The organism is Caulobacter sp. GW821-FHT12D05, from assembly GCF_058807295.1.
The window spans coordinates 22,306-46,650 of the sequence record NZ_JBXAQO010000004.1 but is presented as its reverse complement, the minus strand read 5'-3'; the positions used below and the strand labels follow the sequence as shown (position 1 = coordinate 46,650).

At 68.4% G+C, this 24,345-nt stretch carries 25 protein-coding genes, 1 tRNA gene and 1 pseudogene; 16 read left to right on the top strand and 11 right to left on the bottom strand.

Features of this window, described 5'->3' with window-relative positions; genetic code table 11:
• Positions 1-5: 5 nt before the first annotated feature.
• The 3 genes from AC1RRR_RS18200 to AC1RRR_RS18190 form a co-directional block, all read right to left on the bottom strand.
• Positions 6-485, bottom strand: a complete 480-nt coding sequence (locus AC1RRR_RS18200; RefSeq protein ID WP_492815328.1) for a hypothetical protein — start codon at positions 483-485, stop codon at positions 6-8.
• An 83-nt stretch (positions 486-568) separates the two neighbouring features.
• Positions 569-2,455: a polysaccharide biosynthesis protein gene (locus tag AC1RRR_RS18195; RefSeq protein ID WP_492815327.1), complete on the bottom strand. Its 1,887-nt coding sequence runs from the start codon at positions 2,453-2,455 to the stop codon at positions 569-571.
• An 88-nt stretch (positions 2,456-2,543) separates the two neighbouring features.
• The gene (locus tag AC1RRR_RS18190; protein ID WP_492815326.1) at positions 2,544-3,764 is read right to left on the bottom strand and encodes a molybdopterin molybdotransferase MoeA; all 1,221 of its coding nucleotides are present in this window, start codon (positions 3,762-3,764) and stop codon (positions 2,544-2,546) included.
• Positions 3,765-3,871: 107 nt separating this feature from the next.
• On the opposite strand from AC1RRR_RS18190, the gene AC1RRR_RS18185 reads away from it, so the two are divergent.
• Complete coding sequence (locus tag AC1RRR_RS18185) at positions 3,872-4,576, top strand: hypothetical protein (RefSeq protein ID WP_492815325.1); 705 nt, start codon at positions 3,872-3,874, stop codon at positions 4,574-4,576.
• A gap of 37 nt (positions 4,577-4,613) precedes the next feature.
• Here AC1RRR_RS18185 and AC1RRR_RS18180 read toward each other — a convergent pair.
• Positions 4,614-5,544: pseudogene (locus AC1RRR_RS18180) on the bottom strand (ferredoxin--NADP reductase).
• A gap of 387 nt (positions 5,545-5,931) precedes the next feature.
• Between AC1RRR_RS18180 and AC1RRR_RS18175 the strand changes: the two are divergent.
• The 4 genes from AC1RRR_RS18175 to nusG all read left to right on the top strand — a co-directional run bounded on the left by AC1RRR_RS18175 (position 5,932) and on the right by nusG (position 7,867).
• Positions 5,932-6,351, top strand: a complete 420-nt coding sequence (locus tag AC1RRR_RS18175; protein ID WP_492815324.1) for a hypothetical protein — start codon at positions 5,932-5,934, stop codon at positions 6,349-6,351.
• 486 nt (positions 6,352-6,837) lie between these two features.
• Positions 6,838-6,913 (top strand) — tRNA-Trp (locus tag AC1RRR_RS18170).
• A gap of 63 nt (positions 6,914-6,976) precedes the next feature.
• Positions 6,977-7,300: a preprotein translocase subunit SecE gene (secE, locus tag AC1RRR_RS18165; RefSeq protein ID WP_492815323.1), complete on the top strand. Its 324-nt coding sequence runs from the start codon at positions 6,977-6,979 to the stop codon at positions 7,298-7,300.
• 9 nt (positions 7,301-7,309) lie between these two features.
• Entirely contained in the window at positions 7,310-7,867 is a 558-nt protein-coding gene (gene nusG / locus AC1RRR_RS18160; protein WP_291880015.1) for a transcription termination/antitermination protein NusG, read from the top strand.
• 61 nt (positions 7,868-7,928) lie between these two features.
• Here nusG and arr read toward each other — a convergent pair whose 3' ends face one another.
• Positions 7,929-8,345, bottom strand: coding sequence for an NAD(+)--rifampin ADP-ribosyltransferase (gene arr, locus AC1RRR_RS18155; RefSeq protein WP_492815322.1), 417 nt, complete (start codon positions 8,343-8,345; stop codon positions 7,929-7,931).
• A gap of 207 nt (positions 8,346-8,552) precedes the next feature.
• Between arr and AC1RRR_RS18150 the strand changes: the two genes are divergently transcribed.
• The 3 genes from AC1RRR_RS18150 to spt all read left to right on the top strand — a co-directional run bounded on the left by AC1RRR_RS18150 (position 8,553) and on the right by spt (position 10,452).
• Positions 8,553-8,738: a hypothetical protein gene (locus AC1RRR_RS18150; RefSeq protein WP_492815321.1), complete on the top strand. Its 186-nt coding sequence runs from the start codon at positions 8,553-8,555 to the stop codon at positions 8,736-8,738.
• Positions 8,739-8,915: 177 nt separating this feature from the next.
• Positions 8,916-9,227 (top strand): acyl carrier protein, encoded by a 312-nt coding sequence (locus AC1RRR_RS18145; RefSeq protein WP_492815320.1) that lies wholly within the window; start codon positions 8,916-8,918, stop codon positions 9,225-9,227.
• Position 9,228: 1 nt separating this feature from the next.
• The gene (spt, locus tag AC1RRR_RS18140) at positions 9,229-10,452 is read left to right on the top strand and encodes a serine palmitoyltransferase (protein WP_492815319.1); all 1,224 of its coding nucleotides are present in this window, start codon (positions 9,229-9,231) and stop codon (positions 10,450-10,452) included.
• Here spt and AC1RRR_RS18135 read toward each other — a convergent pair.
• The 4 genes from AC1RRR_RS18135 to AC1RRR_RS18120 are packed head-to-tail and all read right to left on the bottom strand — an operon-like array spanning position 10,442 to position 16,376.
• Complete coding sequence (locus AC1RRR_RS18135) at positions 10,442-13,600, bottom strand: efflux RND transporter permease subunit (protein ID WP_492815318.1); 3,159 nt, start codon at positions 13,598-13,600, stop codon at positions 10,442-10,444. The genes spt and AC1RRR_RS18135 overlap by 11 nt on opposite strands.
• 2 nt (positions 13,601-13,602) lie before the next feature.
• Positions 13,603-14,748: an efflux RND transporter periplasmic adaptor subunit gene (locus tag AC1RRR_RS18130; RefSeq protein ID WP_492815317.1), complete on the bottom strand. Its 1,146-nt coding sequence runs from the start codon at positions 14,746-14,748 to the stop codon at positions 13,603-13,605.
• On the bottom strand, positions 14,745-15,980 hold the full coding sequence (locus tag AC1RRR_RS18125) for a TolC family protein (protein ID WP_492815316.1): 1,236 nt from the start codon (positions 15,978-15,980) through the stop codon (positions 14,745-14,747). Before AC1RRR_RS18125 ends, AC1RRR_RS18130 begins: the two co-directional genes overlap by 4 nt.
• Before the next feature lie 51 nt (positions 15,981-16,031).
• Positions 16,032-16,376, bottom strand: coding sequence for a hypothetical protein (locus tag AC1RRR_RS18120; RefSeq protein ID WP_492815315.1), 345 nt, complete (start codon positions 16,374-16,376; stop codon positions 16,032-16,034).
• 224 nt (positions 16,377-16,600) lie between these two features.
• Here AC1RRR_RS18120 and rplK point away from each other — a divergent pair, with 224 nt between their 5' ends.
• The 4 genes from rplK to AC1RRR_RS18100 all read left to right on the top strand — a co-directional run bounded on the left by rplK (position 16,601) and on the right by AC1RRR_RS18100 (position 19,920).
• Positions 16,601-17,032: a 50S ribosomal protein L11 gene (gene rplK, locus AC1RRR_RS18115; protein ID WP_172269646.1), complete on the top strand. Its 432-nt coding sequence runs from the start codon at positions 16,601-16,603 to the stop codon at positions 17,030-17,032.
• A gap of 4 nt (positions 17,033-17,036) precedes the next feature.
• Positions 17,037-17,723, top strand: a complete 687-nt coding sequence (gene rplA, locus AC1RRR_RS18110; RefSeq protein WP_492815314.1) for a 50S ribosomal protein L1 — start codon at positions 17,037-17,039, stop codon at positions 17,721-17,723.
• Positions 17,724-17,795: 72 nt separating this feature from the next.
• Entirely contained in the window at positions 17,796-18,995 is a 1,200-nt protein-coding gene (locus AC1RRR_RS18105) for a TIGR03862 family flavoprotein (protein WP_492815313.1), read from the top strand.
• 103 nt (positions 18,996-19,098) lie between these two features.
• Positions 19,099-19,920 (top strand): hypothetical protein, encoded by an 822-nt coding sequence (locus AC1RRR_RS18100; RefSeq protein ID WP_492815312.1) that lies wholly within the window; start codon positions 19,099-19,101, stop codon positions 19,918-19,920.
• Here AC1RRR_RS18100 and AC1RRR_RS18095 read toward each other — a convergent pair whose 3' ends face one another.
• Positions 19,921-21,285 carry an alpha/beta fold hydrolase gene (locus tag AC1RRR_RS18095; RefSeq protein ID WP_492815311.1) on the bottom strand — a complete coding sequence of 455 codons (1,365 nt, stop codon included), beginning with the start codon at positions 21,283-21,285 and terminating at the stop codon, positions 19,921-19,923.
• Positions 21,286-21,355: 70 nt separating this feature from the next.
• On the opposite strand from AC1RRR_RS18095, the gene AC1RRR_RS18090 reads away from it, so the two are divergent.
• Positions 21,356-21,754 (top strand): SRPBCC family protein, encoded by a 399-nt coding sequence (locus AC1RRR_RS18090; protein ID WP_492815310.1) that lies wholly within the window; start codon positions 21,356-21,358, stop codon positions 21,752-21,754.
• Here AC1RRR_RS18090 and AC1RRR_RS18085 read toward each other — a convergent pair.
• Positions 21,751-22,338, bottom strand: coding sequence for a TetR/AcrR family transcriptional regulator (locus tag AC1RRR_RS18085; RefSeq protein WP_492815309.1), 588 nt, complete (start codon positions 22,336-22,338; stop codon positions 21,751-21,753). The genes AC1RRR_RS18090 and AC1RRR_RS18085 overlap by 4 nt on opposite strands.
• 89 nt (positions 22,339-22,427) lie before the next feature.
• Between AC1RRR_RS18085 and AC1RRR_RS18080 the strand changes: the two genes are divergently transcribed.
• The 3 genes from AC1RRR_RS18080 (at position 22,428) to rplL (ending at position 24,303) form a co-directional block, all read left to right on the top strand.
• Positions 22,428-23,033, top strand: coding sequence for an NAD(P)H-dependent oxidoreductase (locus AC1RRR_RS18080; protein WP_492815308.1), 606 nt, complete (start codon positions 22,428-22,430; stop codon positions 23,031-23,033).
• Between the two features lie 321 nt (positions 23,034-23,354).
• Positions 23,355-23,873: a 50S ribosomal protein L10 gene (rplJ, locus tag AC1RRR_RS18075; protein ID WP_492815307.1), complete on the top strand. Its 519-nt coding sequence runs from the start codon at positions 23,355-23,357 to the stop codon at positions 23,871-23,873.
• Positions 23,874-23,919: 46 nt separating this feature from the next.
• Positions 23,920-24,303, top strand: a complete 384-nt coding sequence (rplL, locus tag AC1RRR_RS18070) for a 50S ribosomal protein L7/L12 (RefSeq protein ID WP_492815306.1) — start codon at positions 23,920-23,922, stop codon at positions 24,301-24,303.
• The last annotated feature ends 42 nt before the right edge of the window (positions 24,304-24,345 follow it).

The window sequence follows — 24,345 nt, the reverse complement described above, 5'->3', positions numbered from 1 at the left end:
GCGAATTAGGCGTGATGCAGGAGTTTGATCATCGCGTTCGTAAAATCGAAGAGGGTGTAGAGAAAGAAGCCGCCCCAGATAAACATGAAGAGCCATGGATACCGTATAGCGGCCTTACGTGCGGGAACGTGAACGGTGCCGCGTTCACCGAAGGGGCGTAGAAATTCGCTGCGGTCCCAGTCCATGTCGCTGCGGATGCCCAGTTTGTCTTCGACTTGGTCAATGAGATAGTTTGATTGTTGGAAGGCGGCGTTGACCCCGACGAACGACAGATACCCCGCCAAGCCACCAAAAAAGCTAAGAGCTAGCCTGATGCCCAGCTGTAGCTCATTGGGAAGCTTTAGTAACGACAACCCCACCATCGCGGCCAGGATCGCCGCACTCCACTGGAGCCCCCACGACAGGCGATAGTGGATTAGGTTCTCTTCGCGATCGATGCAGCGCAGAAATTGCTCATAGAGATAGCGACGGTCGTCCGACGACATAGATGGCTCCCCCCCAGGATGAGCCGCCCATAACGCATAACGATGTTATCTTGGCAATTGCAGCTTTGAGCTGTTTTGGGGGCCTACGACGCCCGGATCTTCACCACCTTGGACGGTCCCACCTGGCGCAGGTCTTCGACCAGGTCGAACAGCTGGGCGCGGACGGCGGCTTCGTCGCCGGCTTCGGCCAGGGCGTCCAGGGTTTCCAGGCGTTCGTCGGCGATGATCGGGGCGGCCGAGAGGCGCAGGGCTTCCATGATGCCGGGGGCCTTGGGACGGGCCACCTCGTTCACGTCCAGCAGGGTCTCGGTCAGCTTCTCGCCGGGACGCAGGCCGGTGATCTGGATCTCGATGTCGCGGCCGGGGACCAGGCCCTGCAGCTCGATCATGCGTTTGGCCAGGTCGATGATCTTGACCGGTTCGCCCATCTCCAGGGTCAGCACGCCGGCCTCGTCGGCGTCGGCGGCGATCATCGAGAGCGCGACGGCGCGCAGCACCAGCTGCACGGCCTCGGGGATGGTCATGAAGTAGCGCTCGACCGCCGCGTCGGTCAGGGTGACCGGGCCGCCGCGGGCGATCTGCTGCTGGAAGATCGGCACGACCGAGCCAGCCGAGCCCAGCACGTTGCCGAAGCGCACGATGCTGACGCGCATGTCGCCGCCGCCGCCGTACTGGCGGGCCACGGCCTCGGCCACGCGCTTGGCCGCGCCCATGACGCTGGTCGGGGCCACGGCCTTGTCGGTGGAGATCAAAGCGAGGTGCGCCGCGCCGCAGGCCTTGGCGGCGGCGGCGACGTTACGGGTGCCCAGGACGTTGGTGCGCACGCCCTCGCAGGGGTGGTTCTCGACCAGGGTGACATGCTTCAGCGCCGCGGCGTGGAAGATGATGTCGGGCTTCATCTCGGCGAAGACGCGGGTGACGCGCGAGGCGTCGCGCACGTCGCACAGCACTTCGCGGCGCAGCAGGCCGGGGTGGCTGTCGGCGATCTCGCGGTCGATGTGGAACAGGTTGTATTCCGAGGTGTCGACCATGGTCAGCTGGGCGCAGCCGCTGGCGGCGATCTGGCGGCACAGCTCCGAGCCGATGCTGCCGCCGGCCCCGGTGACCAGCACGCGGCGGCCCGAGACCAGGGCGCGGACGGGCTCGGGATCCAGGCGCACGGGCGGCCGGCTCAGCAGTTCTTCCAGGCTGATCTCGCGCAGGGCCGGACCGCTGGCGGCGGCGCCCATCTCGACCACGCCGTGGCGACGCAGCAGGCGCACGCCTTCGGTCTTCAGCCGGCCCAGGCGCTCGGCCCCGAAGGTGCTCATGGCGCTGTCGGTCAGGAACAGGATGGCGGACGGCGACAGGCCGCTGTCGCGCAGGCGGGCCAGCACGCGGTCGAAGTCGGCGATGGCGCCCAGCACGCAGACGCCGCGCAGCTCGTCGCCGGTCTCGCGGTCCATCGGCGAGACGACGCCGATCGGGGTGTAGCGCTCGCCCAGGCCCGCCGGGGCGCGCAGGAAGGCGTCGGCCTCGCCCGCCGAGCCGACGATCAGCAGGCGCGGCAGGGCCGGGTGCATCGAGGCGGGACCCAGGCGCAGCACCGAGTCCAGCAGCTGGCGCTCGTGCAGGCTGCGACGGATGACGCGCAGGGCCGACAGGAAGGTGCCCTGGAACAGGGCCGCGCCGGCCACGGTGCGCAGGCCGCCGTCGATGCCCGGATGGGCAAAGCGGGTGATGACCATGAAGGTCGCGGCCGTCAGGAAGGCCGAGCGGAACAGGCGCAGGTGGTCGCTGGCCGAGACGAAGCGCCAGGGCGCGCGCTCGACCCGGAACAGCAGTTCGACAATCAGGGACGCCAGGGCGTACAGGCCCGCCTGCACCAGCGTGTCCGTCGTGAAGGGCATGTCGATGACGAGATACCGGCCGACCAGCAGGGCCACGAAGGCCAGCAGGACGTGCGTTCCGATCTTGCCTACATGCCCCATGAAACGAACCTCTCGAGCCTGAAGGCCGGGGCGGGCCCCGGTGGAATCGTTCAAGCAACTAGCACGGCAATCCGTCGCCGTCGCGGTTTCAGCCGCGATGCAGGGGCAGAACTTCGACGACGTCGTTCGCCGAAGCAGCGGGCGCGCCAGCGCGTCGACGCACCAGAGCATCCGCCCGCGCGAAGACGCCGACCAGCGAGGAATCCTGATCGGGGAAAACGCTGGCGACGGTTCGCCCCTCGGGATCGACCGACAGGGCCGCGCGCATCCAGTGTTCACGGGGGCCGCCGGCGGGCAGCGGGGCGGTCAGGCGGGCGGGGAGGAGGCGGACTTCGGCGTCGCCGCCAGCCAGGGCGGCCAGCAGCGGCCGCAGGAACAGCTCGGCGCAGACCATGGCCGAGGCCGGGTTGCCGGGCAGGCCCAGAACGCGGCGGCCATCACCGAGGCGACCGCTCCAGGTGGGTTTGCCGGGGCGCACGGCCACGGTCTCGACGGCGAGCTCAAGGTCCAGCGTGCGCAGGGCCGGCTTGACCAGGTCGTGATCGCCGACCGAGGCGCCGCCGACGGTGACGATCAGGTCGGCTTCCACGGGGCGCACGGCCTCGGCGATGGCCTCGGCGTCGTCGGCCGCGGCGGTCAGGCGGAAGGCTTCGCCGCCCCAGGTCTGGATCAGCGCGGCCAGGGCGAACGAGCCGCTTTCGAAGATCTGGTCCGGACGGGGGCTGGCGCCGGGCGGGACCAGCTCGTCGCCGGTGGCCAGGATCGCCACGCGCGGCCGACGGGCGACCGAGACCTGGGCCAGGCCCGCCGAGGCGACCAGGCACAGCCGCCAGGGATCGATGACGACGCCGGCCTCCAGCAGGACATCGCCAGCCCGGAAGTCGCCGCCGGCGGGGCGGGTGTTGGACTTAGGATCGGCGCCGGCCTCGAAGCGGACCGTCTCGCACTCGCGGACGGCCTCTTCCTGGATGACGACGAGATCGGCGCCGGCCGGGATCGGGGCCCCGGTGAAGATGCGGACCGCTTCGCCGGCCTGGACCGTGCGGGCGAACGCCTTGCCCGCCGCGCTCTCACCGGCGACCGCGAAGACCTTGCCCGGCGCGTAGTCGGCCCGCTGGATCGCCCAGCCGTCCATGGCCGAAGCGTCGAACGGCGGCTGATGGCGATCGGCGACGACGGGTTGGGCCAGCACCCGACCGATGCTTTCGGCCAGGGAAACGGTCTCGACGCCCAGGCGCGCGGCGCCGTCCAGGATCCGGGCGCGCGCTTCCTCGACGGTGAGGTTCTTGAGCTGGATGGGATGGGTCACGCGTCCGCCTCGACAATTGCCACAGCCACTATAGACACCCCGCCCGAACCCATCGCGCATTCCCGCGCGAGATTTGGTCTTTCAACGCGAAGCTGTAGCATCGCGACATGAGCCGGACCTTGCGTATCGTTCCGAAGTTCAGCCGCGCTGCCGGCCTGATGCTGGTGATCGGGCTCGCCGTCCAGGGGTGTGCGCGCACCGAAGCGGTTTCAGAGCAGCGCTGCCCGGCGTTCGCGCATGTCGACCGGACAGTCCCACCGCCGCGTATCAATGGCGACGCCGGCGGTGAGCGCCTCGACGCGATCTGGGCGCGGTGGGCGCAAGAGCGGCCCCGGCTCGCCTGGCGGACAAACCGAGCGAATGCCGCGATCCGCTTCGAGACGACCGACGGCATGGTCGCGCACCCCGCGCGACGGGAGGTGGCGGCCAGGCGGTCCTCCGGAGGCTGGGAGGTCTATGCGCGATCTTCGGACGTGGCGATGACGAGCCCGGGACCCTGGACCCCGGTGAAGGTGTCCGACGCCGGGGCGTCTCGTCTGAACGCGCTCCTAGTCGACCCCTGCCTGTGGGACGCGCCGCGATATCTGGACGCCGAGGTTCGGCTGAAGAACGGGCACTACGACTCCCGGCCGGACGGCCCCACGACGATCTACGACCTGTCCGTGGGCCAGCGGCGCTGGGACGGGATGCAGGTCTCCTGGACCGTCGGGGTTCCAGGTCAATTGCGGGGCGTCCTCCTCGCCGAGGCGTTCGGCGCGCCGCAATACGATCTGGACCAGATCGATTCCGAGGGCTGGATCGACAAGCCCTGAGGCCCCGCGCCTCTCGGGAGGGCGGGGCGGAGAGGCTTTAGCCGACGAACGCCCGCTCGATCACGAAGTCGCCCGGCTCGGCGTTGGAGCCTTCCTTCAGGCCGTGGGCCTCCAGGAGGTGGGCGGTGTCCTTGATCATGGCCATCGAGCCGCACAGCATGGCGCGGTCGTGCTCGGGATCGAACTTGACCTGCTCCAGGCCCAGGTCGGCGAACAGCTTGCCGCTCTCGATCAGGTCGGTGAAGCGGCCCTGGCGCTCGAACGCCTCGCGGGTCACGGTCGGATAATAGACGAGCTGGGCCTTGGCCTCGTCGCCGACCAGCGGGTCCTCGTGGATCTCGCTGGTGAAGAGGTCGCGATAGGCCAGTTCCTGCACTTCGCGCACGCCGTGGGCGACGATCACCTGCTCGAAGCGGCTGTAGGCGTCGGGGTCGCGGGCCACCGACAGCCAGGGCGCCAGGCCCGTGCCGGTGCCGAACAGGAAGAGGCGCTTGCCGGGGCGCACGGCGTCCAGCACCAAGGTGCCGGTCGGCTTCTTGCCCAGCAGGATGTCGTCGCCTTCCTGGATCTGTTGCAGGCGCGAGGTCAGCGGACCGTCCGGCACCTTGATCGAGAAGAACTCCAGTTCCTCGGCGAAGTGCGGCGAGCCGATCGAATAGGCGCGCAGGATCGGCTTCTTCTCGTCCTCGCGGGGCGGCAGGCCGATCATCACGAACTCGCCCGAGCGAAAGCGGAAGCTGGCCGGACGGGTGATGGCGAAGCTGAACAGGCGGTCGGTCCAGTGCTTCACCCACAGCACCTTCTCGGTGAAGTACGGGGCTTCTTTCACGGGAGCGGCAGCGGTCGCGGTGGCCGTCATCTGAACTCTTTGAATCCTTGGCGCGCGGAGGCGCGGAAGAGGGCGGATGCGCCGGTCGGCTCGGCGCGGATGGACGCCGCTACGGCCCTGTAGGCGGCTGCTGTCTCATTTGAGCACGGCCGTCTCCATGTCAACGCCGGTTGTCTAAAGCCGACTTTGGAAAAACTCAGCGTTCAGGGCGCGGGCGCGGCGCTGTGTCGGGGAGTCGAAAGATCAGCGCAGTATTCGCGAGCCCACAGAAAGCGGCGTCTCGGTTTGCGAACAAATGTTCAGATGAGAAAGGCTGTCAGCTGTGCGCGGCATGGGATTGCACTGGGCTGGACGAAGCTTCGGAGCTTCGTGCGTCTGTCGTCCGGTTAAGGACAATCTTTTTCCCAATCTGTCAAAATCGCCGAACCGGTTTTTCGAAAGCGTCAAAAATGTGATTGCCGCTCTTTGAAACGAGGCGCAGACTTCCTTTTGCTTCGTTCGCGGAGCCAACGATACGGAGGAACGTATGCGGGTTAGGTTCATAGGGGCCGCCGCGGCGGCCGGTCTGTTAGCGTTTGGTTTGGCTGGTTGCAGTGACGGCGGCGCGAAGACGAAAGTCGCGCAGGCCAATCAAGTCGTCGTGGAAGGTACGCCTGTCACGGCATCGGGCTGCGTCAGGCCCGTCGAGAACACCAGCTGCCTGGTCGTGAAGGGCCGAGGCGGTGGTTATTACGACATCAGCAGCGCCAGCCCGGCGCCGGACCTGTCCAAGGGCGTGGCGGTTTCGCTGCGCGGCACGGACAGTGGCAAGAACACCCAGTGCGGGCGCGAGCTGACGAACGTGAAGTTCTCGTACCTGGGCATCCAGTGCGGCGCCACGATGCCGGCCAGCGCTTCGACCGCTACCGACAAGGACGCCAAGACCAAGCAGGAAAAAGCCGGCTGATCGAAACCAGCCGCGCTTGATCCGTAAATCCTAGCCCTCGCCGGAGCCCGGATCCGTCCGGGTCTTCGGCGAACGGGTGCTGTCGGCCGCACCTGGCGGCTCGGTGGCCGGCCTAGGCGGTTGGCCCTCCCGAGACGCGGGACGCTGGTTCTCGTGCTCGACTTCTCGGTTCGACGGCCGATTCGAAGGCAGGTCGTCGTTCGAGGGCTGAGGTTGGGGTGAAGAAATGCTGGGCATGGCGAAATAACGCCGTGGTCGGGGCTTCCGATCCCCAAAAGGGGTCTTCTTCGCGCGGCTCGAAGCCCCGAACGGCGGGGTTGTGGGCACCTAAAGCCGTCAAACCGTTGCGCCGCGCTTGCTCGCCGCATGCGACCCTGCTAAATGGCGCGGCTCTGGCGACAGGACATGGCGCGCCGAGGCTTCAAAGCCTCCCGGCGCGCTGTCTGTCTCCGGATGTCCGTCGGCCCGAAAGGGCGGTCGGAATGCAGGAGTGTAGCTCAGCTGGTAGAGCGTCGGTCTCCAAAACCGAAAGTCGTGGGTTCGAGTCCCCCCACTCCTGCCACTATATGTTTCCGACGGGCCGCGTGACGGCCCGCAGTTTTGGAAAGTCGTGAGCCTCTAGAGCATGGCCAGGAAACCGGGATCCAGCCCGTCCGCGATCAAGAACCGCGCCGCTAAGACGGCAGCGGCGATGGCGCCCGCCGGCGCTGGCGCGACGACGGCTGCAGCCGCTCCCGCCGCCCCCAAGAAGCGCACCAGCCCGGTGCAGTTCTTCCGCGAAGTTCGCGCCGAAGCCCGCAAGATCACCTGGACCACCCGCAAGGAGACCTGGATCACCTCGGTGATGGTCTTCATCATGGTGGTCATGGCCTCGCTGTTCTTCATGGCTGTCGACGGCGGCATGGGCTTCGCGATGAATCAGCTCCTGAAGCTGGCGACCTCGGGATAAGATAGAGCGATGAGCACCGAAACCGCCTCGAACCCGAACCACAAGTGGTACATCGTCCACGCCTACTCGAACTTCGAGAAGAAGGTGGCCGAGAGCATCCGCGAGCAGGCCAAGAACCAGGGCCTGGAGGAGAACTTCTCCGAGATTCTGGTGCCGACCGAAGAGGTCGTCGAGATCCGCCGCGGTCGTAAGGTCAATGCCGAGCGCAAGTTCTTCCCGGGCTACGTCCTGGTGAAGATGAACCTCTCGGACGAAGCCTACCACCTGATCAAGAACACCCCGAAGGTCACGGGCTTCCTGGGCAGCGGCTCCAAGCCGATGCCGGTTTCCGAAAAGGAAGTCCAGCGCATCGTCGGCGCGATCGAGGAAGGCGTCACCGCCCCGAAGGCCGTGGTGCTGTACGAAGTCGGCGAGAACGTCCGCGTCACCGACGGCCCGTTCGCCAGCTTCAACGGCTCGGTCGAATACGTCGACGAGGAAAAGGCCCGCCTGCGCGTCACCGTCTCGATCTTCGGCCGCGCCACTCCGGTGGAGCTGGAATACAATCAGGTCGAGAAGATCGCTTAATCGCGATTGGCTTGAAGTCTTTGAAAAGCCCCGCGTCCCAGGACGCGGGGCTTTTTGCTGTTTAGTCCTCGATCGCCTCGACGCCCTGGCGGTCCAGTTCCGCCAGGTGGTCGCGCATGGTCTTGAGCTGCTCGGGCGTGTGACCCGTCCAGCGGGTCAGCTCGCCGACGATCCGCAAGGGATAGGACGTGCGATACGAGCGGGTCGGATTGCCGGGGAACTTCTTGTCGGTGAGGTTGGGATCATCCTCGATCGGGCCGGTTGGCTCGACCACATAGATCCGCTGTGGCCCGTCGCCCTGGGCCAGTTCCGCGCCCCAGATGGCGGCGTCCAGGGTCGCGGTCAGATAGACATAGGCCGCCTTCCTGCGCCGGCCGTAGTTGGAGGCATAGCCGGCGCTGATCAGATCGCCCAGGTTCAGGTCCGCTTTCGTACCGTGATAGAACGGTTCAGCGCCCGGTGTGACGGTGGTGGTCATCGATCAATGGCCCTTCTGTGATGGAGACCCGACGGTCCCCGCGTCGAGGGCGCTACAAACTGCGCATAAATCGCCGTTCGCCAATTCTTGAAATCAGATATTTCAGCCCCAAATCCCCTTCAGGCGGGGGCGAGGACGTCGGTTCGGGGTTTGCCAGAGTGGCCAACTCGGCGCATTTTCCGCCTCCCGAACCCGGAGATCGTCTCGATGAAAGCGCCCCGCAAACTCGTGATCTTGGCGGTCGCGCCCGTCTCCCTGAGCGTGGTCCTGTTGCCGCTGGCCAACCGCCTGCCGCTGCCCGATGGCCTGATCGGTTGCGCCATCGGCAGCCTGTTCGGGCTGTCGCTGTTGGGCCTGCTGGCGATGGCCGGCAAGGCCAAATGCGCCTCCTAAAGCAGCCTCCGCACACAATCCGAAACAGGTCTTGAGGCCCCCGAATCCGCGTGCGACTTGCTGTCCACGCGAATGTGACTACTCTGTAACTGGAGCGTCCGGGGCTGAGCGAGCGCGATGGGGGGGCCTATCACCAAGTCGCAGACAGGGGACAACGGCCATGCCGTGGTGGTTTCGATGCCTCTCGAGGTTATCGAAGGCGACTGCGCGCGGCTGTCATCGGATGACCGTATGGTCGACGATCCGGTGGTCGCCACGGTGGCCGCCTACGTCCTCCAGACCCTGCAACCCTATGCCCCGGCGGGCCAGGCCATGACGCCGAAGACCGACATCATGACCGACCTGCACATCGACTCCCTGAGCGTGATGAACGCGGTGCTCGACATCGAGGACCACTTCGACATCTCGATCCCACTCAATCGACTGGCCCAGTTCCGCACCGCCGAGAACTTGGCCGCCTACATCGTCTCAAGACTCGGAAAACACTGAATTGGGCATCTTCGACACCCATTCCGCCCTGATGGCGCGCTACGAAACCGCTCGCGCCTCCGGACAAATGCCCACGGGCGTGGTGATGGACAGGCTGCTGTCCGCCACCGAGGCCGAGATCAACGGTCGAAAAACCGTGACCGTAGGCACGCACAACTATCTGGGCCTGGCCTTCGATCCGGCGTGTATCGAGGCCGCCGCCGAAGCCGTGCGCCGCGAGGGTACCGGTACCTGCGGGTCGCGGATCGCCAACGGCTCGTTCTCCGAGCACGTGGCCCTGGAGCGCGAGATCGCCGACTTCCACGGCATGGCCCATGCGATGGTCTTCTCGACCGGCTACCAGGCCAATCTGGGCGTCATCTCGACCCTGGTCGGGGCCGGCGACTTCCTGCTGCTGGACGCCGACAGCCACGCGTCGATCTACGACGCCTGCAAGCAGACGCAGGCCAGCGCCATCCGCTTCAAGCACAACGACCCGGCCAGCCTGGAGGCGCGCCTGCGCCGCGTGAAGGACGAGCCGGGCAACAAGCTGGTGGTGGTCGAGGGCATCTATTCGATGCTGGGCGACATGGCTCCGCTGAAGGAGATGGTCGAGGTCGCCCGTCGCTACGGCGCCTACATCCTGGTCGACGAGGCCCACTCGATGGGCGTGCTGGGCGAGCGCGGCTGCGGCCTGGCCGAGGCCGTCGGCGTGCTGGACAATGTCGACTTCATCGTCGGCACCTTCTCCAAGAGCCTGGGCGCGGTGGGCGGCTACTGCGTCTCCAACCTCGAGCAGTTCGACATCCTGCGCGTGGCCTGCCGCCCCTACATGTTCACCGCCTCACTGCCGCCGGCGACCGTGGCCTCGGTGCGCGCGGCCCTGGCGGCCGTCCGTGAGCGTCCGCAGCTGCGCGAGAAGCTGTGGAACAACGTCAACCGCTTCTACGGCGCCCTGGCCGACGCCGGCTTCCAACTGGGCTCGATCGCCAGCCCGATCGTCGCCGTGTGCCTCGACTCTGAGCTGACGACCCTGGCCATGTGGCGGGCGCTGCTGGACCGCGGCTACTACGTCAATGTCGGCCTGCCGCCGGCCACGCCCTCGGGCGAGAGCCTGCTGCGCTGCGCCATCTCGGCCGCCCACTCCGAGGCTCAGCTGGACGGCCTGGCCGAGCAGCTGATCAGCCTGGGGCGGGAGTATGGCGTCCTGCCCCAGGAAGACCTGCGTCGGGCCGCTAAGGCCTGACGTTCCTACGCCTGCCCAGCCAGACGTAGAAGCTGGGCAGCACGAGCAACGTGAGCACGGTGGAGGTCAGCAGGCCGCCGACCACCACCGTCGCCAGCGGCTTCTGCACCTCCGCGCCCGGCCCGATGGCCAGCGCCATCGGGATGAAGCCCAGGATCGCCACCAGCGCCGTGGTCAGCACCGCCCGCAAGCGGCCGACCGTGCCGTCGATGACGGCGGCGGCCAGGTCGTCCGCGCCCTCGATCCGTTGCTTGATGCTCTGCATCAGCACTAGGCCGTTCAAGGTCGCCACGCCCGAGACGGCGATGAAGCCGACGGCCGCCGAGATCGAGAACGGCATCCCCCGCAGCAACAGGGCCAGCGCCCCGCCGACCAGGGCCAGGGGCACGCAGGCGAAGACCAGCGCCGCCTCGGTCGCCGAGCCCAGGGCGAAGAACAGCAGCACGGCGATCACCAGGAAGACGACCGGCACGATGATCGCCAGACGCGCGCTGGCCCGTTCCAGGTTCTCGAACTGACCGCCCCAGTCCAACCATGAGCCGGGCGTCGGTTTGACGTCCCTGGCCACGGCGGCCTGCGCGTCCTTGACGAAGCCGCCCAGGTCGCGGCCGCGCACATTGGCCTGCACCACGATGCGGCGCTTGCCGTTCTCGCGGCTGACCTGGTTGGGACCCTCGGCGGTGTCGAAGCGGGCGATGCTGGACAGCGGGACGGCGCTGCCGCCTTCGCTCTCCGAGACCACGGGCAGCTGGCCCATGGCCGCCGGATCGGCGCGCTTGGCGTCGTCCAGGCGCACGACCACGTCAAAACGGCGGTCGCCCTCCAGGATGTGGCCGGCCTCGCGCCCGCCCAGGCCGATCTCCAGGGCGTCGGCGGCGTCGCTGGCGTGAACTCCCAAGGCCGCGGCGGCCGTGCGGTTGACGCTGGCGGTGATCGTCGGCTGGCCCGAGATCTGCTCGACCTTCACATCCGCCGCGCCGGGGACCTTGCGCAAGGTCGCGGCGACCTGGTCGGCGGTCCGGCTCATGGCCGCGAAGTCGTCGCCATAAACCTTGACCGCCACGTCCGAGCGCACCCCGGCGATCAGCTCGTTGAAGCGCATCTGGATCGGCTGGGTGAACTCGTAGGCGTTGCCGATCAGCTTGCTGAAATCGCCCTCCATGCGCTCGACCAGCTCGGCCTTGGAGAGGCCGGGATTTGGCCAATCCTTGCGGGGCTTCAGGATCACGAAGGTGTCCGAGGCGCTGGGCGGCATGGGGTCGGAGGCGATCTCGGCCGTGCCGGTGCGGGTGAAGACCAGGGCGACCTCGGGCTGGGCCGAGAGCGCCTTCTCGACCTCGAACTGCATGGCCTGGCTTTCTTCCAGCGAGATCGAGGGCACGCGGCTGGCCTGGACCAGCAGGTCGCCCTCATCCAGCGTCGGGGCGAACTCGCGGCCCAGGGCGAAGAAGGCGACGAGGCCAAGCATCAGCGCCAGAACGGCGCCGCCGGCCACGGCCTTGGGGCGGGCCACGGCGGCGCGCAGCACGGGCTCGAAGCGTGTGCGGACGGCCTTCATGGCCTTGGTTTCGCCGTGACCCGTCGGCTCGCGCACCGCCAGGGCGGTCAGGGCCGGGACCAGGGTCAGGGACAGCACGAAGGCGCCGGCCAGGGCGAACATCACCGTGGCGGCCATGGGCGTGAACATCTTGCCCTCGACGCCCTCGAAGGTCAGCAGCGGGGCATAGACCAACAGGATGATCGCCTGGCCGAAGGCGGCGGGGCGGGCCATCTCCTTGGCGGCCTCGACCGCGACCGACAGGCGCTCGCCGGCGGTCAGGTCGCGGCCTTCGGTCTGGCGACGCAGGGCCAGGCGACCGAGGGTGTTCTCGATCACCACCACGGCGCCGTCGACGATCAGACCGAAGTCCAGCGCCCCCAGGCTCATCAGGTTGCCGCTGATCCCGAACCGTCGCATGGCGATGGCGGCGATCAGGAAGGACAGCGGGATGACCAAAGCCGTGATCAGGGCGGCGCGGAAGTTGCCCAGGGCCAGGAACAGCACCGCGATGACCAGCAGGGCGCCGACCGTAAGATTGTGCTCGACCGTGCGGATGGTGGCGTCGATTAGGCGGGTGCGGTCCAGCACCGGCTTGACCACCACGTCGGGCGGCAGGCTGGCGGCGATGGTCTTGAGGCGCTCGTCGACCCGTGCCGCCACGGTGCGGCTGTTCTCGCCGACCAGCATCAGGGCGGTGCCGATCACCACCTCGCGGCCGTTCTCGCTGGCCGAGCCCAGCCGCGGGGCGTGGCCCAGGGCGACCGTCGCGACGTCCGAGACCTTGACGATCGCGCCGTTGCGACGGCCGATCGGGGTGTCGGCCAGCTCGGCCAGGCTTTTCACCCGCGCGTCGGTGCGGACGATATAGGCCTCGCCGCCACGCTGGACGTAGCCGGCCCCGGCGATGCGGTTCGAGTGTTCCAGGGCCTCGACCAACTGCGGCAGGCTGATGCCGCGCGCCGCCAACTTGGCCGGGTCTGGGTGGACGGCATATTCCTTGACGTAGCCGCCCAGCACATCGACGCCAGCGACTCCGTTCAGGGTCTTCAGCTGCGGGGCCACGATCCAGTCCTGGACGGTGCGCAGGTAGGTGGCCTTCTCGATGTCGGTCCGCAGGGTCTCGCCCTCGGGCGTGACGTAGGGAACGCCGGTGCGAGCGGCGGCGCCCTTGAACTCGACGGTCCAGATATAGACCTCGCCCAGGCCCGTGACCGGCGGCCCCATGCCGGGCTCCAGCCCGTCGGGCAGGCTGGCGCGGGCGGCCTGCAGGCGCTCATTGACCAGGGTGCGGGCGAAATAGAGATCGGTGCTCTCGGTGAACACGGCGGTGATCTGCGAGAAGCCGTGCCGCGACAGCGAGCGGGTCTCGACCAGGCCCGGCACGCCCGCCAGCGCGGTTTCGAGCGGGAAGGTCACCTGGCGCTCGACCTCCTCGGGGCCGAGGGCCGGGGCGACGGTGTTGATCTGCACCTGGCGGTTGGTGATGTCGGGCACGGCGTCGATGGGCAGGCGCGACAGCTGTTGCAGGCCGAACGCGAACAGCGCCACGGCCAGCAGGACGACGATCCAGCGGAAGCGGACCGAAAGGTCGATGAGACGATTGAGCATGATCAGTCCTCGTGCCCCGCTTCGCCCTTGCCGAGCTCGGCCTTGAGCCGGAAGGCGCCCTTGCCGGCGAGGGTCTCGCCGCCGCTCAGGCCTTTCAGGATCTCGACCGACCCGGCGGCGATGCGGCCGGTGACCACCGGTGTTGCGCGGAAGCCCTTGGGCTCGGCGACGAACACCACGGTGCGGCCCTCCAGGGTCTGGACAGCGTCGGCGGGCACGGTCAGGCCGCCTGCGCCCTTGGCCAGGATCACCCGAGCCGAGACGATGGAGCCGATCTGCGGGGCAGGCGCGGTGGGCTTGGCGCGCACCACGGCCGCGCCGGCGCCCAGGGCGCTGGGGGCCACGGCGATGATACGCGCGCTGGCCTCGCCGCCGTCGGGCCGCCGGACCAGCACCTCGTCGCCGACCTTGATCGCATCGGCCGAGGCGGGCGGCGCGTCGAAGACGTATTCGACCGCACTCTGATCGGCGATCTCGGCGACCAGGCCGCCTTGAGTCAGGAAACCGCCGACCCGTGTGTCGATGCGGGTGACGATGCCGGCGATGGGCGCGCGCAAGGTGGCGACGCCGCCGGCGCTGGGCCCGCCTTGGGCGGCGACCTGGGCGCGGGCGGCGCGCAGCTCGGCCTGAGCCTTGTCGGCGGCCGCTTGGCTAGCCTCCCAGTCCTGGCGGGCGACGACGCCGGCCTCGAACAGGCGGCGGTCGCGGGAGGCGGCGGCCTGGGCGGCGCGGGCGCCAGCCGAGGCGGCGTCGACGCTGGCCCGTGCGCCCGCGCCCTCGGCGCTGCGCAGGGTGGCGATCGCGGCGCCAGCGGCCACGCGATCACCGGCGGCGACGTGGACGCGCTCGACCGTGCCCGACACCGGCGCGCCCAGGGCGGCCGAGGCGTTGGCGGCCAGGGCGACGCGGCCGGGCAGCACCAGCTCCGAGCCGCCGCCGCGTCCGATCGTGGTGGTCAGCACGCCGGCCTTGGTCGCATCGGCGGCGGAGAGGGCGACGAAGCCTTCCTCATGGGCGGCTTCTTCTTCGGCGTGGCCTTCAACGGCGGCGGGGGCCTTGTCGGTCATCCGACCCAGGCCAAAGCCCAGGCCGGCGGCAGCGATCAAGGCGATGGCCGTTCCGGCCAGGATCCAATTGCGGTTGGTCATTGGGCGCCTCCAAAGGCGATCTGTCCGTTGGCCTGGGCGAGATCCGCCGAGGCCTTGGCGCGCGCCAGGCGCGCTTCGATGTGGCGTTGACGGGCGGCGACCAGGTCGCGGCGCGCGGAGAGCAGTTCCAGCAGCGGCAGCTTGCCGGCCTCGTAGCCCAGCTTGGCCAGGCGATAGGCTTCACGCGCGGCGGCTTCGCCCTCGCGGGCGGCGGCGGTCGAGCGTTCGGCCGCGCGGGCTTCGCCCTCGGCGCCGCGCCGATCGGCGGTGGCGTCGGCTTGGGCGATCAGCAAGCGGGCGCGAGCGGCGTCGGCCTCGGCCTGGGCCGCTTTCACCGCGCCACGGTTGCGGTCGAACAGCGGCAGGGGCAGCGAGACCCCGGCCACGGCGGCGGTGGCGTCGTCTCCGGCCAGCCGTCGGACGCCGAAGCTCAGCGTGACGTCCGGCGCGGCGCGGCGGCGTTCCAGGTCCAGCTTGCGCACGGCGGTCTGTTGTTCGGCCTGGGCGACGGCGACTGCCGGGGACTGGGCGCTGACGGCGGAGGCGATCCAGCCGCGATCCAGCACGCCCGGCGTCACGGCGACATAGGTCTGCTCGCCGCCGATCAGGGCCGACAGCCGCGCGAGGGCGGCGCCGGCTTCGGCCTCGGCGCGGGACTGCTCGGCCTGCGCCGCCGACACCGCTGCTTGGGCCTGCAAGGCGCGCAGCTCGGCTTCCTTGCCGTTGTCGACCAACAGCCGGGCGGCGCGGGCGTCGGCCTGGGCCAGCTCGACGCTGTCCTTGGCCAGGACCAGCCGCTCGCCGGCCGCCTCGGCGGTGGCATAGGCCACGGAAAGGTCGCGGGCGAAGGCGACCCGGTTCTGGTCGGCGCGCGAGCGGGCCGTGTCCAGCTCGGCTCTAGCGGCGGCGACGCGCGCGCCGCGCTTGCCGCCCAGTTCCAGGGTCTGGCCGACCGACAGGGTGGTCTCGGCGCTCTGGAAGTCGCGATAGGGGCCGTCGCCCCCGACGTTCTCGACCTGCAGGTCCAGGGTGGGGTTGGGCCGGGCGCGGGCCTGGAGAGCGCGCCCTTCGGCGGCGCGGGTCTCGGCCTCGCCGACGATCAGGCGTGGGGCCGAGGCCTCGCGCAGCAGGGTTTCCAGGGGCGGCGCGGTCTGGGCCTGGGCCGCGCTCCAGAGCGCGCCGCAGGCGACGGACGCCAAGGCCGCACGCAGCGGCCACCGGTTCGATGACATGAAGATTCCTCGCAATGACAGGACGACGGCGCGCCGAGGGCGCGCGAGCCGTCAGGCGCGAGGCGGGTGGTCGAGCGGGGAGGGGCTGTGCGAGGCCGGGGCCAGGGCGGCGACCAGGATGTGCTCGGCGGTCTTGGGCGCTGGCGCGGAGACGGCCAGGACCGGCGCGTCGATCAGCGAACCGCCGTGATGGCAGTGACCGCCCAGGCAGCAGGCGGCCTTGCAAGGCGCGCTGTCGTGCTTCTGGTCGGCCTGGATCGTCTGCTCGGCGCTGGCCGGACGTTCGTCGCAGACGCAAGCGGCCGAGGCGACGGCCGGGATCAGGACGAGCAAGGCCAGGACGCAGGCGACCAGAAGGCCTCCCAGGTTCCGCTGCCATGTCGTCGTCTTGACCATGGCCGCTCTATAGCTTTTGCGAACGACTCTGAGAACGCGTTACATAATCACAGGCGGCGCTGCCCTGCCCCCATTGCGACCTTTGACTCCGTGTCCCCCGCCTGCTACACGCCCCGCCTCGCTCCCGGACCTCGCGTCCTGGGGCGTGCTTGTCGTTATGGCGACAGGTTCAAATCCGTGGAAGGGCCGCCAAGCCCGCACCACGGCTCACAAGTGAGGACACTATGGCTAAGAAGATCCTGGGCTACATCAAGCTCCAGGTGAAGGCTGGCTCGGCCACGCCTTCGCCCCCCATCGGCCCGGCTCTGGGTCAGCGCGGCGTCAACATCATGGGCTTCTGCAAGGAGTTCAACGCGCGCACCGAGAACGTCGAAAAGGGCACCCCCCTGCCGACCGTGATCACTGTCTACCAAGACAAGTCGTTCACCTTCATCACCAAGACGCCCCCGGCGACGCACTACCTGAAGCAGGCCACCGGCCTGAAGTCGGGCGCGAAGCTGACCGGTCGTGAGACCGTCGGTGAAGTCACGCGCACCCAGCTGCGCGAGATCGCCGAAAAGAAGATGAAGGACCTGAACGCCAACGACATCGAGGCCGCGGCCAAGATCATCGAAGGCTCCGCCAAGGCCATGGGCCTGAAGATCGTGGAGGCCTAATCACATGGCTAAGCAACCCAAGCGCATCCAAGCCTGGACCGGCGACCGCGACGCGACCCACACGGTCGAAGCCGCCATCGCCCTGGTGAAGGCCAACGCCAAGGCCAAGTTCGACGAGTCGATCGAAATCTCGGTCAACCTCGGCGTCGACCCGCGTCACGCCGACCAACAGGTCCGTGGCGTCGTGAACCTGCCGTCGGGCACGGGCCGTGACGTCCGCGTCGCCGTCTTCGCCAAGGACGCCAAGGCGGCTGAAGCCACCGCGGCGGGCGCCGAGCACGTCGGCGCCGAAGACCTGTACGAAAAGATCGCCGGCGGCTTCATGGACTTCGATCGCGTCATCGCGTCGCCGGACATGATGGCCCTGGTCGGTCGCCTCGGTAAGGTGCTGGGCCCGCGCGGCCTGATGCCGAACCCGAAGGTCGGCACCGTGACCCCGAACGTCGGCCAAGCCGTCAAGGACGCCAAGGGCGGCGCCGTCGAGTTCCGCGTCGAGAAGGCTGGTATCGTCCACGCCGGCATCGGCAAGGCCTCGTTCACGGACGAAGCCCTGGTCATCAACGTCAAGGCTCTGATCGAAGCCCTGAACCGCTCGAAGCCCTCGGGCGCCAAGGGCATCTACGTGAAGCGTATCGGCCTGTCGTCGACGATGGGCCCGGGCTTCAAGGTGGACGTCGCCTCGGTCGGCTAATCGCTGATTGAAGCCACGAAATGAGAAGGGCGGGGCCTTGCGGCTCCGCCCTTTTTCTTTGATCCAAGGCGCATGAGCCAAGACGACATTCTCGACGTCGCCGTGATCGGCGGCGGGCCGGCCGGGCTGATGGCGGCCGAGACCGTGGCGCGGGCCGGGAAGTCCGTGGCCGTGTTCGAGAAGATGCCGACCTTCGGGCGCAAGTTCCTGATGGCCGGGCGTGGGGGGCTGAACCTCACCCATTCCGAAGACTTCGAGCGGTTCGCCCAGCGCTATGGCGCGCGGTCGGAGGCTCTGCGTCCGATGCTGGAGGCATTCGCGCCCAAGGACCTGGTCGCCTGGGCCGAGGGGCTGGGGCAGCCGACCTTCGTCGGCGCCAGCGGCCGGGTGTTTCCCAAGGCGATGAAGGCCTCGCCGCTGCTGCGGGCGTGGCTGGCGCGGCTGGAGGGGCTGGGCGTGCAGCTGCGCACCCGCGCCGAATGGACCGGCTGGAGCGGCGACGGCGGGCTGTTGATCAATGGCGAGGTCGTGCGCGCCAAGGCGGTGGTGTTGGCCTTGGGCGGGGCCAGCTGGGCCAAGCTGGGCTCGGACGCGGCCTGGGTCCCGACGCTGGCGCAGATGGCCGACATCGCGCCGTTCCGCGCCGCCAACTGCGGCTTCGACGTCACCTGGAGCGCCGTGTTCCGCGAGCGCTTCGCCGGGGAGCCGCTGAAGAACGTGGGGCTGCGCCACGGCGAGGCCAGCGCGCGGGGCGACGCCATGGTCGCCGGCTATGGCCTGGAGGGCGGGGCGGTCTACGCCCTGGCCGCCGGCCTGCGCGACGCGATCGAGGCCGAAGGGCGGGCGGTGCTGACCATCGACCTGCGTCCCGACATCCCGGCCGAGACCCTGGAGCGCCGCCTGCAAGCGTCGCGCGGCGGCCAGAGCCTGGCCAACTTCCTGCGCAAGGCGGTCAAGCTGTCGCCGGTCGAGGTCAATCTCCTGCGCGAGGCGCATGGCCTGGACTTGCCCGCCGAACCGGCGGCGCTGGCGGCGGCGATCAAGGCCGCGCCGATCGTGCTGACCGCCGTCCAGCCTCTGGAGCGCGCCATCTCGGCGGCCGGCGGCGCGCGCTTCGAGAGCTTGGACGGCCTGGCCCTGAAGGGCCGCCCCGAGGTGCTCCTGGCCGGCGAGATGCTGGACTGGGAAGCCCCGACCGGCGGCTATCTGCTGCAGGCCTGTTTCGCGACCGGCGTGGCGGCGGGCGAATTGGCCCTAGCGCGCCTGAAATAGGGCAATTTCGCTGACCTTTGCGTCACGCCCGCTATGTCGCGAACTTGACCGAACATCGTTATTTGATCATCGTTCGGCATCCGCCCAAGGGGGGAGGGATCCCATGACGACTATCGATCAAGCGCGCGCCGCCGTCGGCGCGCGATCCGACGTGCTGTCCGGCGAGCGCACAGCGTTTATCGATCGCTGGATCTATGTGTTCATGGCCGCCAGCTTCGTGGCGATCGTGCTTGTCGGCTTCGTTCCGGACTCTCTGGACAAGGTCGCGGCGGTACAGGCTGGGCAGCGGCCGCCGTTCCCGCTGGTGTTGCACCTGCACGCCCTCTTGATGGGCGGCTACCTGCTGTTGCTCCTGACCCAGACAACGCTGGTGGCGACCGGCCGTGTCGCCTCGCATCGTCTGCTGGGCGTGGCGGGCGCCGTGCTGGCGGCGGCGCTGGTGGTGGTCGGCTTCATTCTGATCCCGACCATGTACCATCAGGTGTTCGTCGGGACGCAGCTCGCGCCGCCGCTGGCCAGGGCCCAGATGGCGCAGCTTCTGGTGTTCATCGAGAACATCATGTTGCTGCAGCTGCGCGTCGGGTTTCTGTTCCCGATCCTGGTGTTGATCGGCGTCGGAGCGCGCAAGACCGATCCCGGCTTTCACAAGCGGATGATGATCCTGTCCATCGCGACCGCCCTGTCGGCCGCCTTCGACCGGGTCACCTGGATCCCGACCACCATGCCCGCCAGCCCGCTGTCTTCGGATCTCTACGTGCTCCTGGCGATCGCTCCCATGTTTCTATGGGACGTCCTCCGCAATCGGGGCGTCCATCGCGCCTACTGGGTCTGGCTGGCCATTGCCGCGCCGTTCACGATCGCGGTCCACGCCCTGTGGGACACGCCGTTCTGGCACGCCACGGCCAAGCGGATCATGGGCGTCTGACTACTTCATCGCCGCGCGGATCTTCGCGGCCATGGCCTCCAGGTCCTTGGGATCGGCCGGCTTGTTCTCGACCAGATAGACCGGCTTGCCCGCCACGCGCGGGATCACGTGGACATGCAGGTGCGGCACGCTCTGGCCGACGCCGTTGTTCTGCAGGATCAGGAAGCCTTCCAGGCCCAGGGCGTCGACCTCCGCCTGGCCGACCTTCTGGGCGACGGCCATGACCTTGGCGATGTCCTTGGGATCCATCTCCAGCAGGTTGCGGGCCTTGGAGGTCTTGGAGATCACCAGCACGTGGCCGGGCTCTAGCGGGGCGCGGTCCATGAAGGCCAGGACGTCGGCGTCCTCGTAGACCTTGTAGCTGGGCGCCTCGCCCCGGATGATGCGGGCGAAGATGTTGTTCGGATCGTAGGCGCCCTTCAGGGGCGGGAAGGGCGCGGTCGCGGCGCTCTTGGGCTCGAACCGCGCCAGCCAGCGGATCACCTCGCCCTCCAGCGCGATGCGCGCGTCCGAGAAGCTGTGGTCGGTGGCCATGTAGGTCTCGGTCAGCGCTTTCGCTCCGGCCGCATTGGCCGCGGCGGCCAGCTTGCGGGTGCCCGGCGCGCCGGCGAACTCGGCGCCGATCAGCAGCAGCGGGCGGTCGGCGATCTTGGCGGTCAGCTTCTCCAGGTCCAGCTTGTCGGCGTCGCGCTCGATCTCGGCGACCAGGGCCTCGGGCGTCGTGGCCAGCGGCGCGGTATCGGGGCGCATGGCTTCGATCACGGCCTTGCGGGCCTCGGCCGAGGTGATCCGCTCGCTGCGTGAGCCGATGTCCCAGGAATCGATCAGCACCGCCCCGGCTACGCGAGGCTCGGCGGCGACGGCGTCGGCGGCCATGAAGCCGCCCATGCTGTGGCCGGCCACGACGATGCGCTTGGGGTCGATGTGATGCTTGGCGACATTGGCGGGATCGAGCAGCCAGGCGACGGCGGCCTCACCATCGGCGCGGGCGTTGGCGAAGCTGAACGTCCCCTGGCTGCCCCACGAGCCGCGATAGTTGATCCGCATGGCGTTCCAGCCGGCGCGGCGAACGGCCTGCAGCAGGTCGATATTGGTCTCGTTGCCGGGAAAGCCGTGCAGGAACAGCATCGTCGGATGCGGCCCGGCGCCCGAGGCGGTGTAGAGGATCGCATTGACCTTCGAGCCGGCGATGTCGACCTGGAAGGCGGCCATGTCGGCCGGGCGGTCCTTGTCGCGCGCCGGATCGGCGACCACGGCGCGGGGCGTCGGCGGGAGCTTGGGTTCGGCGAAGGCCGGGCCGGCCATGGCCAGGAACAGGGCTGCCAAGAACAAGGGGCGGACCCCGGCGATAAGCTTGCGAGTCATGGAGCCCCTCCTGCCAGTTCTCGGTCGGAGACGCTGCTATCTCTCAGGCCAAACAGCAAGGGAGGACGGCATGGCTTCGATCCACAAGGACATCCTCATCGACGCGGCGCCTGACTCGGTCTGGGACGCCGTGCGCGATGTGGGCAAGATCCACGAGCGGCTGTGCCCGGGCTTCGTGACCGACACCGAGATGGTCGACGATGGTGCGGCCCGCCTGGTGACCTTCGGCAACGGCATGGTGGTCAAGGAGGTCATCGTCGACAGCGACGACGCCCGCCGCCGCCTGGTCTGGGCGGCGCAGAGCGAGCGCCTGACGCACCACAACGGCGTCATGCAGGTCTTCGACGCGGGTGAAGGCCGCTCGCGGGCGGTGTGGACGGCGGACGTCCTGCCTCACGCGGCGGCGGAGACCGTGGGGCCGATGATGGAAATGGGGCTGGCGGCGATGAAGGCGCGGCTGGAGGCCTAGACCACGGCGACGATGGCGCGGAAGAGCTCGGCCTTGGCCTCGTCGGGGGTGATCTGTCCCGCGGCGGCCACGCGCGACAGTGTCTCGGCCGCGCCCAGCATCGCCCACAGGCGCGCCGTCGAGATCGCGCCGTCCGGGGCGAACGGCGCCAGCAGCGCCCGGCAGGTCTCCAGGAAGGTCGTCAGATAGGCGTGTTTGGCCGCCTCCAGCGCCGGCGAGCCGGCCAGGGCCGCCAGCACGCCGGGGATCTCGCGGCCCTGCTTCAGCACGCAATCGACATAGGCCCCGGCGATCAGTCGAGCGCGGGCTTCCAGCGTGGCTTCGGCGCCGGCGAGGGCGGTGTCCATCGCCGCGTTCTGGACGGCGTCATAGGCTTCGTAGAGCGCGATCAGCAGGCCGTCGCGCGTGCCGAAGTGGTCGTAGACCACGGGCTTGGTCACGCCCGCGCGCTCGGCCAGCCGACCCAGGGTCAGGGCGTCGGTCCCGTCCTCGCGGATGATGGTCCACGAGGTCGCCAGCAGTTGCCGCAAGCGGTCCTCGCGGGTCAGGCGGCGGCGGGGCGAGGGGGGCGGCGCGGTTGACATGGCTATATACCAAAAGTAACTTACTAAAAGTATATAGGGTCCTGCGAGACTCTCCAACGCTTTCCCCAAAGCCTTTCGAGGAGTGCTCAATGCATGCTCTCGTCGTTCTCTCCCATCCCGTCCCTGGCTCCCTGACCCACGCCGTCGCCCAGGCGGTCGGGGAGGGGCTGGTCGCCTCGGGCGAAGACCACAGCTTCGAGATCGCCGACCTGGCGGCCGAGGGTTTTGACGCGGCTTTCGCCGCTTCGGACATCGACGCCCACCTGCGACGCGGACCGCCGTCGGCGGCGGTGCTGACCGAGCAGGCGCGGCTGGACCGGGCCGACGCCCTGGTGCTGGTCTATCCCGTCTACTGGTGGTCGATGCCAGGCCTGCTGAAAGGCTGGATCGACCGCGTATTCGCCAACGGCTGGGCGTATGAGGAGCGCGGCGACGGAACCACCGAGAAGAAGCTGGGGCGGCTGGCCGTGCACCTGGTCGCGATCGGCGGGGCCGACCTTCGCACCTATGCTCGCCACGGCTATTTCGGGGCCATGCGCACCCAGATCGACCACGGGATCTTCGGCTATTGCGGCGCGCCGGTGGTCACGTCCGAGCTGCTGACGGGCTCCGAGCCGCCGGTCGCTCACCTGGAGCGGGCCCGGGCGATCGGACGGAAGATCTTCGCCGGCGGTCGCGCGCGTGAAGCCGCCTAAAGCGGCCTGTTGATATCCCGCGCATCTTCGTCTATACGGCGCGCCTCTTCGACGGACTCTCGGGTCCGCTGGAGAACCTGTTTGAGAACTACGGGGCGTGGGGTCACCAACGCCGTAATCGAGGAAGGGCCCTTCCTCACCGTCGGGAGACAGGGATAGAGACGCCAAGTCTTCCTGCTCGTGACCTAAAGGTCCGAGACCGGAACGCGGCCGACTTTCCTTGAAACAGGCATATGCGACTCGCAAGCGGGAGCAATTCCGCATGGGACCGCATCTGGCTGCCGGAATGGTCCGGCCGCTGTTATTGAGTAGGAGACCGCAATGGACCGCGCTCAAAAGCAGGAATCGATCGAGTCGCTGAAAAGCGTCTTCGCCGATGCCGGCGCTGTCGTCGTGACCCACTACATGGGTCTGACCGTTGCGGAAATGACCGACCTTCGTCTTCGCCTCCGCAAGGAAGGCGCCGCGATCAAGGTTGTGAAGAACACCCTGGCCCTCAAGGCTCTGGACGGCTCGCTCGGTGAAAAGGGCGACACGCTCTTCACCGGCCCGGTCGCCATCGCCTATGGCCCGGACGCTGTCTCGGCCGCGAAGATCGCGGTGCAGTTCGCCAAAGAAAACGACAAGCTCAAGATTGTCGGTGGCGTCCTGGACCAGACCAACGTGCTGGACGAGAGCGCCGTTCGCGCTCTGGCGACCCTCCCGTCGCTGGACGAACTGCGTGGCAAGCTTATCGGCCTCATCCAGGCTCCGGCGACCAAGATCGCTGGCGTCCTGCAGGCTCCGGCCGCCCAGCTGGCTCGCGTCTTCAATGCCTACGCGACCAAAGACGCCGCGTAACGGTCATCCCCGCAAATCTATCCCAATCTCTCTAAGGAACTGACACATGTCGAAGCTCGAAAAGCTGGTCGAAGAACTGTCCACCCTGTCGGTGCTGGAAGCCGCTGAACTGTCGAAGCTGCTGGAAGAAAAGTGGGGCGTCTCGGCCGCCGCTCCGGTCGCCGTCGCCGCTGCTGGCGGTGGCGCTGCCGCTCCGGCCGAAGCTGCTGAAGAGCAAACCGAGTTCACCGTTGTCCTGGTCGACGGCGGCGACAAGAAGATCAACGTGATCAAGGAAGTCCGCGGCGTCCGTCCGGACCTCGGCCTGAAGGAAGCCAAGGACCTGGTCGAAGGCGCTCCGCAGAACGTCGTCGAAAACGTCTCGAAGGCTCAAGCCGACGAAGTCGCCAAGAAGCTGACGGAAGCCGGCGCCAAGATCCAAATCAAGTAATCTGGCCCCTGCTTTCGCAGGGATCAGGTTCCTTTTGGAACT

Excerpts from the sequence above, each read along its gene's own strand:
- AC1RRR_RS18200 (WP_492815328.1), bottom strand. The coding sequence starts at position 485 with ATGTCGTCGGACGACCGTCGCTATCTCTATGAGCAATTTCTGCGCTGC.
- secE (WP_492815323.1), top strand. The coding sequence starts at position 6,977 with ATGGCCAGGAAACCGGGATCCAGCCCGTCCGCGATCAAGAACCGCGCC.
- AC1RRR_RS18080 (WP_492815308.1), top strand. The coding sequence starts at position 22,428 with ATGCATGCTCTCGTCGTTCTCTCCCATCCCGTCCCTGGCTCCCTGACC.
- AC1RRR_RS18130 (WP_492815317.1), bottom strand. The coding sequence starts at position 14,748 with ATGACCAACCGCAATTGGATCCTGGCCGGAACGGCCATCGCCTTGATC.
- AC1RRR_RS18125 (WP_492815316.1), bottom strand. The coding sequence starts at position 15,980 with ATGTCATCGAACCGGTGGCCGCTGCGTGCGGCCTTGGCGTCCGTCGCC.
- rplK (WP_172269646.1), top strand. The coding sequence starts at position 16,601 with ATGGCTAAGAAGATCCTGGGCTACATCAAGCTCCAGGTGAAGGCTGGC.
- AC1RRR_RS18175 (WP_492815324.1), top strand. The coding sequence starts at position 5,932 with ATGCGGGTTAGGTTCATAGGGGCCGCCGCGGCGGCCGGTCTGTTAGCG.
- AC1RRR_RS18100 (WP_492815312.1), top strand. The coding sequence starts at position 19,099 with ATGACGACTATCGATCAAGCGCGCGCCGCCGTCGGCGCGCGATCCGAC.
- rplA (WP_492815314.1), top strand. The coding sequence starts at position 17,037 with ATGGCTAAGCAACCCAAGCGCATCCAAGCCTGGACCGGCGACCGCGAC.
- AC1RRR_RS18135 (WP_492815318.1), bottom strand. The coding sequence starts at position 13,600 with ATGCTCAATCGTCTCATCGACCTTTCGGTCCGCTTCCGCTGGATCGTC.
- AC1RRR_RS18185 (WP_492815325.1), top strand. The coding sequence starts at position 3,872 with ATGAGCCGGACCTTGCGTATCGTTCCGAAGTTCAGCCGCGCTGCCGGC.
- AC1RRR_RS18095 (WP_492815311.1), bottom strand. The coding sequence starts at position 21,285 with ATGACTCGCAAGCTTATCGCCGGGGTCCGCCCCTTGTTCTTGGCAGCC.
- AC1RRR_RS18085 (WP_492815309.1), bottom strand. The coding sequence starts at position 22,338 with ATGTCAACCGCGCCGCCCCCCTCGCCCCGCCGCCGCCTGACCCGCGAG.
- nusG (WP_291880015.1), top strand. The coding sequence starts at position 7,310 with ATGAGCACCGAAACCGCCTCGAACCCGAACCACAAGTGGTACATCGTC.
- arr (WP_492815322.1), bottom strand. The coding sequence starts at position 8,345 with ATGACCACCACCGTCACACCGGGCGCTGAACCGTTCTATCACGGTACG.
- AC1RRR_RS18120 (WP_492815315.1), bottom strand. The coding sequence starts at position 16,376 with ATGGTCAAGACGACGACATGGCAGCGGAACCTGGGAGGCCTTCTGGTC.
- AC1RRR_RS18090 (WP_492815310.1), top strand. The coding sequence starts at position 21,356 with ATGGCTTCGATCCACAAGGACATCCTCATCGACGCGGCGCCTGACTCG.
- rplL (WP_492815306.1), top strand. The coding sequence starts at position 23,920 with ATGTCGAAGCTCGAAAAGCTGGTCGAAGAACTGTCCACCCTGTCGGTG.
- AC1RRR_RS18145 (WP_492815320.1), top strand. The coding sequence starts at position 8,916 with ATGCCTCTCGAGGTTATCGAAGGCGACTGCGCGCGGCTGTCATCGGAT.
- AC1RRR_RS18195 (WP_492815327.1), bottom strand. The coding sequence starts at position 2,455 with ATGGGGCATGTAGGCAAGATCGGAACGCACGTCCTGCTGGCCTTCGTG.
- rplJ (WP_492815307.1), top strand. The coding sequence starts at position 23,355 with ATGGACCGCGCTCAAAAGCAGGAATCGATCGAGTCGCTGAAAAGCGTC.
- AC1RRR_RS18105 (WP_492815313.1), top strand. The coding sequence starts at position 17,796 with ATGAGCCAAGACGACATTCTCGACGTCGCCGTGATCGGCGGCGGGCCG.
- AC1RRR_RS18150 (WP_492815321.1), top strand. The coding sequence starts at position 8,553 with ATGAAAGCGCCCCGCAAACTCGTGATCTTGGCGGTCGCGCCCGTCTCC.